This is a genomic window from Microbacterium sp. 2FI (assembly GCF_005502885.1).
GTDB lineage: Bacteria > Actinomycetota > Actinomycetes > Actinomycetales > Microbacteriaceae > Microbacterium.
This window is the reverse complement of record NZ_SCMR01000021.1, coordinates 66,151-81,462: the sequence shown is the minus strand read 5'-3', so window position 1 is coordinate 81,462 and position 15,312 is coordinate 66,151. Positions and strand designations below refer to the sequence as shown.

General features: G+C 68.3%; 17 protein-coding genes. 4 read left to right on the top strand and 13 right to left on the bottom strand.

The window, feature by feature from the left end; translation table 11 throughout:
* Window positions 1–325: 325 nt before the first annotated feature.
* A complete protein-coding gene (locus FFS15_RS15240) occupies window positions 326–964 on the bottom strand; it encodes a TetR/AcrR family transcriptional regulator (protein ID WP_171013229.1) in 639 nt (212 codons plus the stop codon).
* 32 nt (window positions 965–996) lie between these two features.
* Between FFS15_RS15240 and FFS15_RS15235 the strand changes: the two genes are divergently transcribed.
* Window positions 997–2,256, top strand: coding sequence for an MFS transporter (locus FFS15_RS15235; protein ID WP_171013228.1), 1,260 nt, complete (start codon window positions 997–999; stop codon window positions 2,254–2,256).
* Between the two features lie 36 nt (window positions 2,257–2,292).
* The gene (locus FFS15_RS15230) at window positions 2,293–2,682 is read left to right on the top strand and encodes a hypothetical protein (protein ID WP_137845894.1); all 390 of its coding nucleotides are present in this window, start codon (window positions 2,293–2,295) and stop codon (window positions 2,680–2,682) included.
* Between the two features lie 13 nt (window positions 2,683–2,695).
* On the opposite strand, the gene FFS15_RS15225 is transcribed toward FFS15_RS15230, so the two are convergent.
* The 7 genes from FFS15_RS15225 to FFS15_RS15195 all read right to left on the bottom strand — a co-directional run bounded on the left by FFS15_RS15225 (window position 2,696) and on the right by FFS15_RS15195 (window position 8,162).
* Window positions 2,696–3,562, bottom strand: coding sequence for an AraC family transcriptional regulator (locus FFS15_RS15225; RefSeq protein WP_137845893.1), 867 nt, complete (start codon window positions 3,560–3,562; stop codon window positions 2,696–2,698).
* An 89-nt stretch (window positions 3,563–3,651) separates the two neighbouring features.
* On the bottom strand, window positions 3,652–4,275 hold the full coding sequence (locus FFS15_RS15220; RefSeq protein ID WP_137845892.1) for a TetR/AcrR family transcriptional regulator: 624 nt from the start codon (window positions 4,273–4,275) through the stop codon (window positions 3,652–3,654).
* 40 nt (window positions 4,276–4,315) lie between these two features.
* Window positions 4,316–5,188, bottom strand: coding sequence for an alpha/beta hydrolase (locus FFS15_RS15215; RefSeq protein ID WP_137845891.1), 873 nt, complete (start codon window positions 5,186–5,188; stop codon window positions 4,316–4,318).
* Entirely contained in the window at window positions 5,185–6,237 is a 1,053-nt protein-coding gene (locus FFS15_RS15210) for an NADP-dependent oxidoreductase (RefSeq protein WP_137845890.1), read from the bottom strand. Before FFS15_RS15210 ends, FFS15_RS15215 begins: the two co-directional genes overlap by 4 nt.
* A 96-nt stretch (window positions 6,238–6,333) precedes the next feature.
* Window positions 6,334–6,723: a hypothetical protein gene (locus FFS15_RS15205; RefSeq protein WP_137845889.1), complete on the bottom strand. Its 390-nt coding sequence runs from the start codon at window positions 6,721–6,723 to the stop codon at window positions 6,334–6,336.
* A 59-nt stretch (window positions 6,724–6,782) separates the two neighbouring features.
* A complete protein-coding gene (locus tag FFS15_RS15200) occupies window positions 6,783–7,154 on the bottom strand; it encodes a DUF2255 family protein (RefSeq protein ID WP_137845888.1) in 372 nt (123 codons plus the stop codon).
* A gap of 30 nt (window positions 7,155–7,184) precedes the next feature.
* Complete coding sequence (locus FFS15_RS15195; RefSeq protein WP_137845887.1) at window positions 7,185–8,162, bottom strand: aldo/keto reductase; 978 nt, start codon at window positions 8,160–8,162, stop codon at window positions 7,185–7,187.
* Window positions 8,163–8,284: 122 nt separating this feature from the next.
* Between FFS15_RS15195 and FFS15_RS15190 the strand changes: the two genes are divergently transcribed.
* Window positions 8,285–9,175 (top strand): helix-turn-helix transcriptional regulator, encoded by an 891-nt coding sequence (locus FFS15_RS15190; protein WP_137845886.1) that lies wholly within the window; start codon window positions 8,285–8,287, stop codon window positions 9,173–9,175.
* Window positions 9,176–9,256: 81 nt separating this feature from the next.
* Here the strand turns inward: FFS15_RS15190 and FFS15_RS15185 are convergent, their stop codons facing one another.
* From FFS15_RS15185 to FFS15_RS15170, 4 genes are read right to left on the bottom strand one after another with little or no spacing between them, the layout of a single operon-like run.
* Window positions 9,257–9,955 carry a PepSY domain-containing protein gene (locus tag FFS15_RS15185; protein WP_137845885.1) on the bottom strand — a complete coding sequence of 233 codons (699 nt, stop codon included), beginning with the start codon at window positions 9,953–9,955 and terminating at the stop codon, window positions 9,257–9,259.
* Between the two features lie 55 nt (window positions 9,956–10,010).
* Entirely contained in the window at window positions 10,011–11,321 is a 1,311-nt protein-coding gene (locus tag FFS15_RS15180; RefSeq protein WP_137845884.1) for a HAMP domain-containing sensor histidine kinase, read from the bottom strand.
* Window positions 11,311–11,988 (bottom strand): response regulator transcription factor, encoded by a 678-nt coding sequence (locus FFS15_RS15175; protein WP_137845883.1) that lies wholly within the window; start codon window positions 11,986–11,988, stop codon window positions 11,311–11,313. The genes FFS15_RS15180 and FFS15_RS15175 overlap by 11 nt, the downstream gene beginning before the upstream one ends.
* On the bottom strand, window positions 11,988–12,947 hold the full coding sequence (locus FFS15_RS15170) for a LysR family transcriptional regulator (protein WP_171013227.1): 960 nt from the start codon (window positions 12,945–12,947) through the stop codon (window positions 11,988–11,990). The genes FFS15_RS15175 and FFS15_RS15170 overlap by 1 nt, the downstream gene beginning before the upstream one ends.
* A 69-nt stretch (window positions 12,948–13,016) precedes the next feature.
* On the opposite strand from FFS15_RS15170, the gene FFS15_RS15165 reads away from it, so the two are divergent.
* The gene (locus FFS15_RS15165; RefSeq protein WP_249354109.1) at window positions 13,017–14,216 is read left to right on the top strand and encodes an MFS transporter; all 1,200 of its coding nucleotides are present in this window, start codon (window positions 13,017–13,019) and stop codon (window positions 14,214–14,216) included.
* Here FFS15_RS15165 and FFS15_RS15160 read toward each other — a convergent pair.
* Entirely contained in the window at window positions 14,213–15,301 is a 1,089-nt protein-coding gene (locus FFS15_RS15160) for a tartrate dehydrogenase (protein ID WP_137845881.1), read from the bottom strand. The two genes, FFS15_RS15165 and FFS15_RS15160, sit on opposite strands and share 4 nt — an antisense overlap.
* Window positions 15,302–15,312: the final 11 nt, after the last annotated feature.

Sequence of the window (15,312 nt, the reverse complement as noted above, 5' to 3'; positions counted from 1 at the left end):
GGTTCTTCGGCAGCATCACGATCGACAGATTCGCATCCCCGCCATCACCGGCGTCGCCACCATCGCCACCATCGCCACCCGAACCCGAACAGCCCGTCGCGACCAGCGCGACAGCGGTCAGAACAGCGGCGATCGCATAGTGCCGCCCACGAATTCTCTTCATTGATGTGCCTCTCCATCGAGTACTGTGAGAATCTGAATCGATTCATCTTCGTTCACAGCGTACGAGCGACACAGTGAGGTGTCAATGAAAACTTTCATGAGAAGGTATTCACTCGCGGCCCGGAGGCCGGGAAAACGCCCTCCCCCGCGGAACGGCTCGGAGCTACTCCACGCTGAGCGAGACCTGTGCGCCGCTGACGAGAATCACCGGCGTGAGACGCTCGAGATGATCGGTCATCATCCCGACCATGTCGATGCCGCCTCGGGTCAGAACCCACTGGATCTGCAGCCCATCCGACAGAGCGATCAAGCTGCGCGAAATCGCCTCGTAGTCGATGTCGCTGCGCAGAAGACCGCGTGCGACCGCTGCGCGGAATCGGACGGTGAGGTCGTCCACCACGACGGCATAGCGTTCCGCGAAGAGCTCGTGCGCCGGTCCGTGAGGATCGGCCGCAAGCCCGACCACCTGAACGAAGATCTCGATGAGTTCGGGTTGCTGCGCGCGAATGGCGGTCTGATGAAGCATCAGCCGGAGCGTCCCGAGGCCGTCGACGTCAGCGGGCTCCTCGCTCGCCGTTCCCCGCGCACGAACGAAGCGACGCTCGGCGATCGCCAGGAGCAGGTGCTCCTTCGACGGGAAATGGTGCTTGAGTCCCGGGCCTGTGACGTCGACGTCGCGAGCGATGTCGGCGAGGGATGTCTGCGCGTAGCCGCCGTCCGCGAACCGGCGCGTCGCAGCATCCAGGATCCGCTCGCGGCGATCTCGCCCGGACGAATACGAACCGCGCGCACCCGAAGTCACCGGTTCACGATACCCGGAGCGGACGGGGAGGCATGATGGCGCGGCGGATCTCACCCGGCTATATGGCGGTCGTCACGGGCATGGCATCGTACGTGGATGCCGCGGCGATCACCGGCTTCGCCGTCGCACTGACGATGCTCCAGCCGATCCTGGGGCTGGCGCCGATCGACATCGGGATCGCGTCAGGCACGCTGACGCTCGGAATCGCCGCCGGAGCACTCATCGGCGGGCGCCTCGGCGACCGCTGGGGGCGGCGTCCGGTGTTCGTCGCCACCATGGTCGGGTGTGTCGCCGCCAGCACGGTGATGCTCTTGATCCCACCGTTCCCCGTCCTGCTCTGCGCAGCCGCGCTCCTCGGCATCGCCACCGGCGCCGACCTGCCTGTCGCGCTCACGACCGCTTCCGAGATGGCGCCCGAGCGCATCCGCGCTCGCCTGATCCTGGTGTCGAACCTTCTGTGGGTCGCCGGCATCGTCGCGAACCTCCTCATCAGCAGCGCTGTCGGAGATCTCGGGGTCACCGGAATCCGCATCATCTTCGGCCACATCGGCCTGATGAGCCTGCTGGTCCTCATCGCACGCCTGACGATCCCCGAATCATGGCGGTGGCTGGCGGCGAGCCGTACCACCGCCTCGTCCACGGCCGCACGTCCCGGTGTGAGATCGATCACGCGCGCGCCCTACGCGCGGCACTTCTGGGCGATCGCGGGCTTCTACACCCTGACGAATCTGGTCGCGAACACGAACGGCCAACTCGGCATCTACGTGATGGTGAACTTCGCAGGCGCCACCGTCCCGGAAGCCGCCCGTGTCGTGCTCCTCGGTGTTCCCATCGTGGTCGTCGGGCTGGTGATCTTCATGCGGTTCGCCGATGGGCCTGCACGATTCCGCTTGTTCACCGCAGGCGCCGTGGTCGGTGTGATCGCCCCGCTCGTCCTGGCCGTGTTCGGGGTGACTCTCACCACCTACACGATCGCGACGGTGTGCGCAGCGGTCGGCATCGCCTTCGCGTTCGAGGGCATGATGAAGATCTGGACACAGGAGTCATTTCCGCCTCTCCTTCGATCGACGGCTCAGGGCAGCGTGATCGCCCTCGCCCGCGCGACGGCGGCCGCCTTCGCGATCTGGACTCCGGTGTTCCTCGAGTACAACATCACGGCGTTCTACCTCTTCTTGGCCTGCCTGCAGTTCGCGGGCGTCGCGATCGCCTGGCTCGCCTTCCATCGGCATCCGTTCGGAAGTTCCTTCGCGCTCGAGGCGACGGACGCACCGGTCCGTGATGGCGCCGACTGAGGCTGACATGTCGGCGCCCGGGCCTACACTGACGCCGTGCCCACCCTCGACGACGTGCGCCGCATCGCGAGCACCCTGCCCGGCAGCGAGGAACGGGCGATGACGGGCGGCACCGCGTGGTTCGTGCGCAGCAAGCTCTACGCGTGGGAGTGCCATCCGTGGCCCAGCATCCCCGCCGACATCCGCGCGATCATCGCCGCCGAGCTCGTCGTCGGGGTGAAGGTCGCCGACCGCCTCGACGCGCTCGCCCTCGTCGAGATGGCGCCCGACGTGTTCCTGCGCACCACGACGACCTGGAGCGAGCCGAAGGTCGCGTTCCGCATGGCCGGCATCGACGCGGATCACCTCGGCGAGCTCGTCACCGAAGCATGGCGGGTGCAGGCGCCGAGGTATCTGCGACGGGAGTTCGACGAGAGCGGCGCGTGAGGCGTCGCTCAGGTCACTCGCGCTCCACGGGCAGCCACAGTTCGCAGGATGCCGTGCTGAAGTCCGCCGCCCGGTCGAGCACCGCGACGATCGAGGGTCCGGGCCGGAGCCGCCACGGGTTCGACGGGAACCAGTCGGTCGCGGTCGCGGCCCACGTGGTCTGCAGCACCGCCGGGTAGGGTCCGTCGGCGCGGAACACAGCCCATGTGCCGGCGGGGACCTCGATCGCGTCGAGGTCGTCGGGCACCGGCGAATCCGCGGTGACGGCGACGCCGTGCAGATAGGTCAGTTCGCTCCCTTCGCGGTAGTCGGGGTCGACGTCGGCGCTCACCTGAAGCAGCCCTGTCGGCTCGGTGTCGCTCAGCTCTTTGAGTCGCCCGTGCTCCGTTGCGGGGATGGACGCGATGTGCGCCTTGATGTGCGGATTGGCGCCCTCGTGGATGAGCGGAACGCGGGCGGCGTGGCCGACGAGACGGAATGCGGGTCGATCGGCGATGCGGGTGTCCATGGGGGTGTTCCCTTCTACGGTCAGGCGGAACCTGAGCTGCGGTTGCGTGTGAAGGGGGCCGCCGTCTCGCCGCACGTCGCTGGGCCCGACGCCGTGCACCGATCGGAACGCCCGGCCGAAAGCCTCGGTCGAGCCGTAGCCGTAGCGCACCGCGATGCCCAGAAGATCGTCGGCGCCCAGGACGTCGGCAGCCGCGACCGACATGCGACGCCTGCGGATGTACTCCGAGAGCGGCATGCCGGCGAGCGACGAGAACATGCGACGCAGGTGGTACTCGGTCGTGCCGAGATCCACCGCCAGCCCGCCGACATCGATGTCGTCGTCGAGATGCGTCTCGACGACTTCGATCAGCCGATTGAGTCCTGCGATCACGCGGTCCCTCCTTCGACCTCAAGCCTGGTCGTCGACCTCGACCCGCACCCTACTATCGCGGTCCTAAACGATCGCGCCGGCGAGGCATCTCAGAACGCGCCGCCGTCTGTCGCCGGCGCGAGCAGCACGCGGATCTGCTGCGCGATCTCGTCGATGATCTGATCGACGCCGGCCTCGACGTTCAGGCTCGACGCCATGCTGACGTACATCGCTGCGGAGATGATCCGCGCCGTGGTCGCCGCACGGACATCCTCAAGGCCCGCGGTGCGCTGGAGTGTCGTCGCGACGGCTTCTTCGGTCCGCGCGACGATCTCGAGCGCCTCCCGGCGGGCGGGCTCGGTCGGGTCGCCGAACAGCATCTCGCGCAGGTAGGTGCGCCCGTTGTCGATCTGGGCGCGGTTGCACGCGACGATCGGACTGGTGATCGCAAGAACCGCCTCGACGGCACCGGCCTCGAGTGCGGCATCCTCCCGCCCCTGGTCGAGCGCCTTCGCGTAGGCGTCGTTCTGCACGAGAAGCAGGAGTTCGCCTTTGGTCTTCGCGTAAAGGAACAGCGTGCCTGCACCGATGTCGGCCTTCTCGGCGATCTGCTGAGTCGTGACCTCGTCGACGCCGTGCTGAGCGAACAGTTCGCGGGCGGCATCCATGATGCGGTCGAGCTTCTCCTGCTTGTTGCGCTCGCGCCGCCCGACCGGAGAGGAGGCGGTGGTCATGGTGTCCTCCAAACGGATCGATGACGACGTTGCGCCGGGCCTATTCTCCCCTCTCCTCTGAGAGGAACGCCGCGGTAACGGGGGCGAACTTCTCCCAGTGCTGGAAGATGCCGCCATGGCCGGAGCCAGGGTAGATGATCAGGTCGCTGCCGGCGATCCGCGCATGGAGGTCGTGCGAGAGCACCGACGGAACCATCCGGTCGTTGTCGCCGTTGGCGATGAGTGTCGGCTGGGTGATCGTCGACAAGTCCGACGGCGCCGAGCGACCGAAGCGCTGGATGGCCTTCAATTGCGTGCGGAACGCTCTCGTGCTGATGGGCTGGTCACGGTCTGTCGTGCGCTCCTTGAGTCGCTCGACGAAGGCCTTGCCGGCCCTCTTCCCCTCCGCGTCGCGGTTGAAGAACAGGAACTCCTTCGGATCCGCCCGGGCGACCACGGATCGGAAGATATCCCAGTAAGTCACACCGACGACCTTGTCCATGTCCTTGCCGCCGCGCGGGCCGGTGCCGGTGAGGACGAGCTTTCGCACCAGATCGGGGTGCTTCACGACCAGGTCCTGCGCGATCATGCCGCCCATCGAGAACGAGAAGACGTCGATCCGATCGAACCCCAGCGCGGTGATGAAGGCGTATGCGTCATCGGCGGCCTCCTCGATGGTGCCCGGGACGACGCCCGAGGACGCGCCGACGCCCGCGTTGTCGAAGGCGATGACGTGGCGGGTCTTCGCGATGGGGTCGACGATGCGGGGATCCCAGTTGTCGAGGGTCGCGGCCAGGTGCACGAAGAAGACGACGGGGATGCCGCCCTTCGGGCCGAGTTCGCGATACGCGAAGGTGGTTCCGCCCGCGGTGACGATCTTCGTCGGCGCTTCCGCGTAGGAGGTGACGACGGGTTCATTGTTCGTTGCGTTCATCGTGAATGCCCTGCTTCTTCGGTGTCGGCGGCGTGATGGGCGTGGCTGGTCAGTGGGGCGATCGAGATGACCGCCTTTCCGCGGATGTGACGCGAAGAGAGGCCAGCGATCACCTGCGGGGTGTCGTCGAACGCGAGGACTTCTCCGACGGCGGCCCGCAGCACTCCCGCATCGACGAGCGCGGCGATCTGCCGGAGCTGGCCTCCGCTCGCGCGCATGAAGAGGAACTCGTACGAGACGCCGAGCTTGCGAGCCTTCCTGCGGATGCTGCCGCTCAAGCCGGCGATCGCGAGCCGCAGCAGGGGGTTGAGGCCCGCGCTGCGCGCGAAGGCAGGATCCGGGGGCCCCGCGATGCCGATCGCCCTGCCACCGGGTTTCAGCACCCGGAGGGACTTCGCGAGGTGGTCGCCGCCGATACCGTCGAGGACCAGGTCGTAGCCGTGAAGGATGTCCGCGAAGTCCTGCGAGCGGTAGTCGATCACCTCGTCGGCTCCGAGCTCCCGGACGAAGTCCGCGTTCGCCGCAGACGCCGTGGTGGCCACGTACGTGCCCAGATGCTTAGCGAGCTGGATCGCGATCGTTCCGACTCCCCCGCTGCCACCGTGGATGAGCACGCGCTGCCCGGGCTGCACGTTGCCGCGCTCGACGAGTGCCTGCCACGCGGTCAGCGCGACCAGCGGCAGGGATGCCGCGTCGACCGCACCGATCGATTTCGGAGCGAGCGCCACATCGGCCTCGTCGATCGCAATGGTCTCGGCGAAGGTGCCGATCCGCCCGTCGCGAGGCCGCGCGAACACCGAGTCGCCCGGCGCGAACGCTTCGACCTTCGAGCCGACACGGATGACGGTTCCGGCGACGTCGTGACCGAGCACCAGCGGGAATCGATACGGAAGGATCCGCTTGAACTCGCCGGTGCGGATCTTCTCATCGAGATGGTTCACGCCGGCCGCGACGGCCTGCACCAGCACGTCGTTCTCACCGACGGCGGGCTCAGGCATGTTCACGTCGCGCAGTGCGCCCTGGTAACTGTCGATGACGAACGCTCGCATGCGTCTTGCTCCTCAGCTTCGGTCGGCCGGATTCGGTCGGCTTTACTGAGTGTACTCATTTTTGAGCCGCCTCACAAATGAGGCTTGCTGTGCACGCTAGTCCGACTGGGAGCGGATGCGGGGAACCTTGTCGCACAGTTCCCGTTCGAAGGCAGCAACCGACCCGTCGAGGCGGTCCAGCTCGTCCGCTCGCAGCACCGGCTGCAGCCCGGCTTCGGTGCGCGCGAACACCACCGGCGAGCCCGAGAGCCGCACCGCCTCGGCGGTTTCGGCATCCATCTCGTTCAGATGGACGAGATCGAAGGGGATGCCGAGGCGAGCGACCATGGCATCCCACTCGGGCTTGCGACGCCAGGAGTGGGTCACATCGCACAGTCCGCAGCGAGTCGTGCCGAGCATGTGGCCGACGAGGTATCGCAGCTCGCCGATCGGGCCGCCGTCAGCGTGGTAGACGCCGATGAACCCGGTCGGTGCGCTGTCGGTCATTCTGTGAGTCTCGCACTGGCGCACGTTCCACACACCGCGCGCTCCTGCTCAGCCGATCCTCAGCGAGGCCAGATGCGGACCGCTGCGGACTTCGGGCCGGCTCCTTGCATGATCGGCACGGCGGAACTGCCCGGGTACTTCGCTTCGTACGCGGCGTCGATCGCTGCCTCATCGTCGGTGCCGGCCTCCTCGAAGGTGACGTCGATGTTCGTTCCGGACACCCGCACACGGCCAGCCTTCTGTGCGATGGCCGCTGTAAACCAGCGGGAGGCCCGTCCGTTCGCTGCGCGCACGTACACCTTGCCGTCGACGACGAGCGCCCACGTCTGGGTGAGTGTTCCGTAAGTGGTTCCGTCTTCACGGTATGGGGCGACGAGCAGGTCGTCGTTGCGCTCGATCGATGCGAGCTGGTCGGTGGACCATTCGGCCACGGCGTTCTCCTTCTTCGGCGGGGTGATCGCTCAGAGGTCGATCGAGGCCATGTTGGCGTCGTCGTGGCGTGCGCCTGCCGCCGGGGCGAGCGATCCCAACCGCTCGATCTGCTGTGCCGTCAGTTCGATGGCGTCCGCGGCGGTGTTCTCTTCGACGCGCGCGACCCGGCGGGTGCCGGGAATGGGGGCGATGTCGTCGCCGCGGGTGAGGATCCACGCGAGGGCGGTCTGCGCGGGGCTGGCGCCGATCTCGGCGCCGATGGCCCGGACTTCGTCCACGAGCGCGAGATTGCGACGGAAGTTCTCACCCGTGAACCGGGGATTCGTCTTGCGCCAGTCGTCGTCGGGGAAGTCGTCGACGGTGCGAATCCGACCGGTGAGGAGTCCATGCCCGAGGGGAGAGTACGGCACGAAGCCGATGCCGAGCTCCCTCAGAAGCGGCAGGATCTCGGCCTCGACGTCGCGGGTCCACAACGAGTACTCGGTCTGCAGCGCGGTGACGGGCTGAACGGCGTGCGCTCGGCGGATGGTCTCGGGCGATGCCTCCGACAGCCCGAAGTGCAGCACCTTTCCCTCGGCGATCAACTCGGCGACTGCTCCCGCGGTCTCTTCGATGGGAGTGTTCCGGTCGACGCGGTGCTGATAGTAGAGGTCGATGTGATCCGTTCCCAACCGCCGGAGCGACCCTTCCACGGCGATCCTGATGTTGTCCGGACTGCTGTCGACGTTCCGCCCACCGCTGGAGTGGTCGATGAGCCCGAACTTCGTCGCGATCACGGCGTCGCCGCGGCGACCGCGGATGGCCTTGCCGACGACCTCCTCACTGTGGAAGGGGCCGTAGACCTCGGCGGTGTCGATGTGGGTGACGCCGAGGTCGAGGGCGCGCTGGATGGTGCGGATCGATTCGCTGTCGTCGAGGGCGCCTTCGGTCGTGTAGGTGCCGGCCATCGTCATCGCTCCGAGGCCGATGCGGGAGACGTCGAGACCCCCGAGGGAAATGTGCTTCATCTGATGTCCTTACTTTCCGGTGCCATCCAGTCAACCCACTCGCCCACGACTTAGCGCGGCCCTACCGATGGGTGCCCCGCCAGGACCCCCCTGAGGCCGGATTGTCGGCGTAGTTTCGAAGCATGGACAACCGCGACGCGATCAGCGAGTTCCTCGCCACGCGGCGAGCCAAGCTCACCCCGACCCAGGCCGGGCTGCCTGACTTCGGCGGTCGCCGACGCGTCCCGGGACTCCGCCGTGAAGAGGTCGCGCTCTTGGCGGGGATGAGCGCCGAGTACTACAAGCGCCTCGAGCGCGGCAACGCGATGGGGGTATCGGATGCCGTCATCGACGGCGTCAGCCGCGCCCTGCAGCTCGACGAAGCCGAGCACACCCATCTCTACGACCTCGTCCGCACCGCCAACGCCGGTGCGCACCCGCAGCGCCGCCGCCCGTCGCCCCGCAAGGCGCAGCTGACGCCCGGCATGCAGCAGACCGTCGACGCGATGTCGACCGTTCCCGTCTTCGTGCAGAACGGCCGCCTCGACTTCGTCGCAGCGAACCAGCTCGGGCGGGCGCTCTTCTCCGTGATGCTCGACGATGCCCATCCCCCGGTGAACGCGGCCCGCTTCGTCTTCCTCGACTCCCGCGCGCAGGACTTCTACCGGGACTGGGAAGGCAACACCCGCCAGATCGTCGCGATCCTCCGCGCCGAGTCAGGGCGCTCACCCTACGACCGCCACCTCAGCGACCTCGTCGGCGAGCTCTCGACGCGCAGTGACCTCTTCCGCAAGCTCTGGGGCGCCCACGACGTCCGCGAGCACCGAACCGGCCTCAAGAGCATCCAGCACCCCATCGTGGGCGACCTCGACCTCACCTACCAAGCAATGGACCTCGCCACCGACCGCGGCCTGCAGATGCTCGTGTTCTCCGCCGAGCCCGGATCGCCGTCGCACCAGCGCCTGCAGCTCCTGGCGAACTGGGCCGAGACCGAAAGCCACGACCGGCGCCCGGCCGACGCCGAGCCCCGCTGAGGCGGCTTGTCGGCGGTGAGCGAGGCCGGCACACACGAAGTGCCCGGGGACAGACTCCCCGGGCACTTCGTGTGTGCGTCCTCAGTCGTTGTCGGCGTCCGCAGTGACCACGGCGAAGTCGGCGTCCAGCGCGATGTCGACGGTCTTTCCGTCGGCCGTGAGCACGGTGACGTCGTACGGGGATGCGGTGTCGTCATCGATCTCGATGCCGATCACGGTGCCGTCGGTATGACCCAGGGCCGCCTCAAGCAGGGCGTCGACCGTCGCCGTGTCGAGCGAGCCCTCGGGAACCTGCTCGTTCTGGTCGGGGCCTTCGGTGCCGACCACCGCGGCGCCGCCATCGGAGTCGACCCGGACGTCGGTCTCGTCACCCGCCGCGGTCACGAACTGCACGTCCCACGCCCCTGCGCTTTCGGCTTCGATCCCGACCGGCTCGCCTTCCGCTTCTGCTGAGGCGGCCTCGATGATCTCGAGCAGCTCGCTCGCGGATGCCGCGCCGGTGAGGGAGGCCGCACCCGAGGCGCCGCCGTCGCTCGCATCGCTGTCGTCGCTGCGCGTCGTCTCGGAGGACGTGGCACCGTCATCGCCGTCGTCGTCGAACTCGTCGGCGATCGCGGCGCCCACAGCGACGCCGCCGCCGAGGAGCGCGACACCGGCGAGAACGGCACCGCCGCTGATGAGGAGGGTGCGCCGGCGCGAGCGCTTCGGGGTCGTCTCGGCCGCAGTCGGGGTGGGGTTCGGAGTCGGGGTCGAATCGGTGTGATCAGTCATCTCGGTCATGACTCCATCGTTCTCATCGCCGCTGAAGCAGGGCTGAAGCGAACTGAAGAAGGCTTCAGGAAGCGACCGGAAGCGTGACCGTGAACCGGGCGCCACCCCACCGCGAGTCGTCGACGGCCACTCGCCCGCCGACGGCATCCGCGATCGCACGGACGATGGGCAGCCCGAGTCCGCTGCCGCCGGCATCCCGCGAACGCGCCTCGTCCAAGCGCACGAACCTCTCGAAGATGCGCTCGCGCTCGTCGGGCGGGACCCCGTCGCCGTCGTCCTCGACCGTGAGAACGGCGAAGCCGTCGCGGGCGGCGACGCCGATCGCGACGCGCCCGGCCGCGTGGCGCGCGGCATTGTCGGCGAGGTTCCGCGCCAGCTGACCCAGCAGACGCCCGTCGCCGCTCACCTGCGCGGGGCCGACGCCGGAACCGTCGACGACGATGCCGGATGCGCGCAGGCGCGACACCTCGACGAGGGCGATGTCGTCGAGGTCGACGGCCTCGTGCGCGACCGCGGCGCCCTCATCGAGCCGGGCGAGCAGCAGCAGCGCATCGACGAGACCCTGCAGCCGCAGCCCTTCCTCGTGGACGATCCCCGCCAGCTCTTCGACCGAGGTCACCTCGGGATGGGCCTGGGAGAGCTCGGCATGCTGCCGGATCGTCGCCAGCGGCGAGCGCAGTTCGTGGGACGCATCCGAGACGAACCGCCGCTGGGCCTGTGCCGACGCATCGAGCCTCTCCAGCATCCCGTTCATCGTCATCGCGAGGGCCGCGAGCTCATCACCCGAGGACGGAACCGGGACGCGCCGATCGAGACGGTCGGCGGTGATGCTCTCGACTTCGGTGCGGATGCGGGTCACCGGCGCCAACGCGCGACCCACGACCAGCCATGTCGTCGTCCCGACGAGGAGGACCAAGAGGGGAACGGCCACCAGCAGCAGCCCCACGACCGTCGCCACGGCTTCGGCGTCGTCCTCCACCGAGATGCCGACGAGAACCGAACTCCCGTCGTCGAGCTCCTCACTCACCACAAGGACCGGTTCACCGTCGACCACGCTCGACACGGCCGGGTCATCATGCGGCAGCGCGGTGGAGGGAGCGTCTTCGGATGCCGCGACGACGTCACCGTCGGCATCCACCAACTGGGCGACCTCATCCTCGAGCGCTCGGATGGCGCCCGGCCCTTCCGCTTCGACCCGGCTCGCGAGCTCCTCGGCCCGCACCTCCCCCGCGCGAGCGGACGCATCCTCCAGGCTCGAGCTGAGGGCCGCGACGAAGATGAACCCGCCGACGACCAGCGCGACGGCGACGACGGCCGTCGCGCCCAGGGTCGCCCGGGCACGCACCGACCGCCACAGCCGCCGTCTAGCCGCCATCAGCTGCCAACCGGTACCCGGCGCCGCGCACCGTCTCGATCGCCGTTCGGCCGAACGGTCGGTCGAGCTTCCGGCGCAGATGGCCGACGTACACCTCGACGATGTTCGGGTCGCCCTCGAAGTCGTCGTCCCACACCCCGGCGATCACATCGCGCTTGGGCAGCACCTGCCCGCGATGGCGAAGCAGGTGCTCGAGCACGGCGAACTCGCGCGCGGTCAGCGAGACCTCCGTCTCGTCGCGCCAGACGCGGCGGGTCGCAGGGTCGAGGCGCAGGTCGCCGGCCTCGAGGATCACGGGCCGTTCGATCGCGCCGCGCCGGATGAGGGCGCGCAGCCGGGCGACCAGGATCGCGAACGAGAACGGCTTCGTCACGTAGTCGTCCGCTCCGGTGTCGAGCGCCTCGACCTGATCCCACTCGCCGTCCTTCGCGGTGAGCATCAGCACGGGAGTCCAGTTGCCCTCGGCCCGAAGCGCCTCGCAGACCTTCCAGCCACTGAGCCCCGGCATCATCAGATCGAGGACGATGGCGTCGTAGCGAGCCTCACGCGCGCGCCACAGTCCGTCGACGCCGTTGTGGGCGACGTCGACGGCGAAACCCTCCGCCTCGAGGCCACGACGCACTCCATCTGCGAGACGCACCTCGTCGTCGACAACCAGAATCCGCATCACCCCAGTGTGACGGCACCGGGCTGAAGCGGTGCTGAAGCGTCACGGCGCGCAGCCGCGCCGTGGTCGGAGGCAACCGCCGACAGCGCGTCGGCGACGATCTGCACAGCGGGGCTCGCCGATGCGGTCCTCACGACCGCGACCATATGGCGCTGGGCGAGAGTGTCTGCGAGCGGCACCCACACGCACCCGTCGGGCGGGTTTCCGTCTCGGGGCACGATGGAGACGCCCAGCCCCGCGGCGACCAGTCCCGCGACGGTGCGAAGGTCCTCCCCCTCGAAGGCGAGGGTCGGCTCGAGCCCGCACGCCGCGAAGAGCGCGTCGACGGAGCGTCGGATGCCGAACCCCTGCTTCAGAGTCACGAACTGCTCGTCGGCAAGGTCCACGACGTGCAGTCGAGACCGAGTCGCCAGCGCGTTGGAGACCGGCATCAGGACCGCGAGCGGCTGCGCGAACAAGGGATGCACGATGTATTCGGCGCTCGTCGGCAGGAAGTCGGACACCACGGCGATGTCGACCCGTCCGTCGGCGATGAGGTCGAGGCAATGCTGCCGAGGTGCCTGGTGCAGGTTGAAGCGGATGCTGGGATCCGCCTCGCGCACCTCCCGAATCATGGCGGGGATGACACGTTCGCCGAGCGAGTTCTGGAAGGAGATGCCGACCGTCCACGACGCGCGCTCGAGGGCTTCGTCCCACGCTCGCAGTCCGTCTTCGAGCGACCGGAGTGCGATGCGGGCGAACGGCACGAGCGCCCGGGCGGGCGGCGACAGCTCGATCCCTCTGCCCACGGGAGTCGTGATCTGGCCACCGAGTCGCTGACTCAGGGTCTTGAGCGCTCGGCTCGCGGCGGGCTGCGGCATGCCGATCCCCTCGGCGGCGCGCGTGAGATGCTCCTCATCCGCCAGTGCAGCGAGGAGCTGAAGGTGGGGAAGCAACGCTCGCATGCGATCACGATTCATACCCAGATGGTATCGAACTTGATCGAATGTCATTGGACGGCCATGACTTACATGCCTAGGGTCGAGGTCGTGGGCACAGCAACGGCAACTCCGCTCGCCGCGGAACGGGCACAAGCGCGCGACATCCGGCTCGATGTCGCATTGTGGTGCGCCGGGATTGCGACGTTCGGGTTGCTCTACGCACCGCAGGGGCTCCTCACGCAGGTGTCGCTCACCCTCTCGCTGGATGCCGTCCAGGCATCGTGGTTGATCTCGGGCGCGACGCTGGGGCTCGCGGCATCGATCCTCCCGTGGGCGCTGATCTCCGATCGGATCGGCCGTCGAGCGGCGCTCCAGGCGTCCACCCTCTCTGCGTCGGTGTTCGCCCTGATCGGCCCCTTCCTCCCCGGATTCGAGGGCCTGCTGGCAGGGCGCGTGCTGTTGGGTGTCGCGCTCGGCGGCGTTCCCGCCCTCGCCATGACCTACCTCCACGAAGCGACGGCCGTCCGACGCTCGGCAGCGGTCGCTGCGGCCTTCATCGCGGCGACGAGTGTCGGCGGCCTTGCGGGCAGGATCGCAGCCGGTCCGCTCGCAGAGGTCGGCGGCTGGCGGACGAGCCTCATCGTGCTCGGGGTAGTCGGAGCCGCTCTCTGCATCGCGGCGGCGATCCTGCTCCCCCCGGCCCGACCTGCCGTGACCAGCCTCGGAGAGAGCCTGCGGGTGCTGATGCGGCAGTTCGCGCAGGGCCGCCGGCTTCCGCTCTACGCGATCGGGGCGCTCTCCGTCGGAGCGACCGTCGCCACCTACAACAGCCTGATGTTCCGCTTGGAGTCCCCGCCCTACCTTCTCCCGCCGAGCGCCGTATCACTGGTCTTCGCGTGCTACGCGGCCGGGACGCTGACCTCGCGCTTCTCGAGCTCACTCGCCGCCGCGATCGGTGTTCGCGCGACCCTTGTCGTGGCGGGGCTGGTCATCGGCGGCGGGATCCTGACGACACTCGCCGATCCCCTGTGGGCGGTGATCGCGGGAGTCGCGCTGGTCACCGGCGGCATGTTCCTCGCGCACAGCACAGCCAATGCCCATGTCGCACGGACGAGTGGCGGCGGGCGCCAGCACGCGGTGGCGCTCTACTCCGTCTCGTACTACATCGGATCGAGCGTTTGCGGCGTGATCGGCGCGCTCGCGTGGGCGAGCGGCGGATGGGTCGCCCTCGCATGGACCGTCTGCGGGCTCGGCCTCGCGATCGTGCTCCTGAGCCTCGCCGTGTCTCCTGCCCGTGGGCGCGACTAGGCTCCGACGATCTCTGCGCTGATCGCGGCGCCGAGTGATGCCGTGGATGCCGCCCCGCCGAGATCCGGGGTGAACGGGGCGCCGTCTGCCCCGCGCGCGAGGACGTTCTCGATGGCCGCGACGATCGCGTCACCGGCGTCGGGATGGCCGAGATGCTCAAGCATCATCGCGCCGCACCAGATCTGCCCGATGGGGTTCGCGATGCCCTTTCCAGCGATGTCCGGCGCCGAGCCGTGAACGGGCTCGAACAGGCTCGGATGACGCCGTTCGGGATTGATGTTCGCACTCGGCGCGATGCCGATCGTTCCGGTGCACGCAGGCCCGAGGTCGGAGAGGATGTCACCGAACAGGTTGCTCGCCACGACGACGTCGAACCAGTCCGGGTGCAACACGAAGTTCGCGGCGAGGATGTCGATGTGGAACTGGTCCCTGACCACCGTCGGGTACTGCTCCCCCATCGCAGCGACGCGCTCGTCCCAGTACGGCATCGAGATCGATATCCCGTTGCTCTTGGTCGCCGACGTCAGATGGCGCGCCGGCCGTCGCTCGGCGAGGTCATAGGCGTAGCGGAGCACGCGGTCGACGCCGATCCGCGACATCACGGTCTCCTGCACGACGAACTCGCGATCCGTCCCCTCGAACATCCGCCCGCCGATCGACGAGTACTCGCCCTCGGTGTTCTCGCGGACGACATAGAAGTCGATGTCGCCGGGCTTGCGGCCCGCAAGCGGGCTGACGACCCCGGGCATCAGCCGGCACGGCCGCAGGTTCACGTACTGGTCGAACGCGCGGCGGAACTGGATCAGGCTGCCCCACAGGCTCACATGATCGGGGACGACCTCCGGCCAGCCGACAGCGCCGAAGTAGATCGCGTCGAACTGGCCCAGGGTGTCGAACCAGTCGTCCGGCAGCATCTTGCCGTGCCGGATGTAGTAGTCAGCGCTCGCGAAGTCGAACTCCTCGAAGTCGAGGGCGATGTCGAAGCGGGATGCCGCAGCCTCGAGCGATCGGATGCCCTCGGGCATCACCTCGGTGCCGATGCCGTCACCGGCGATGACGGCGATCCGGTGCGCTGATCCGGTCATGGTTCTCCTTG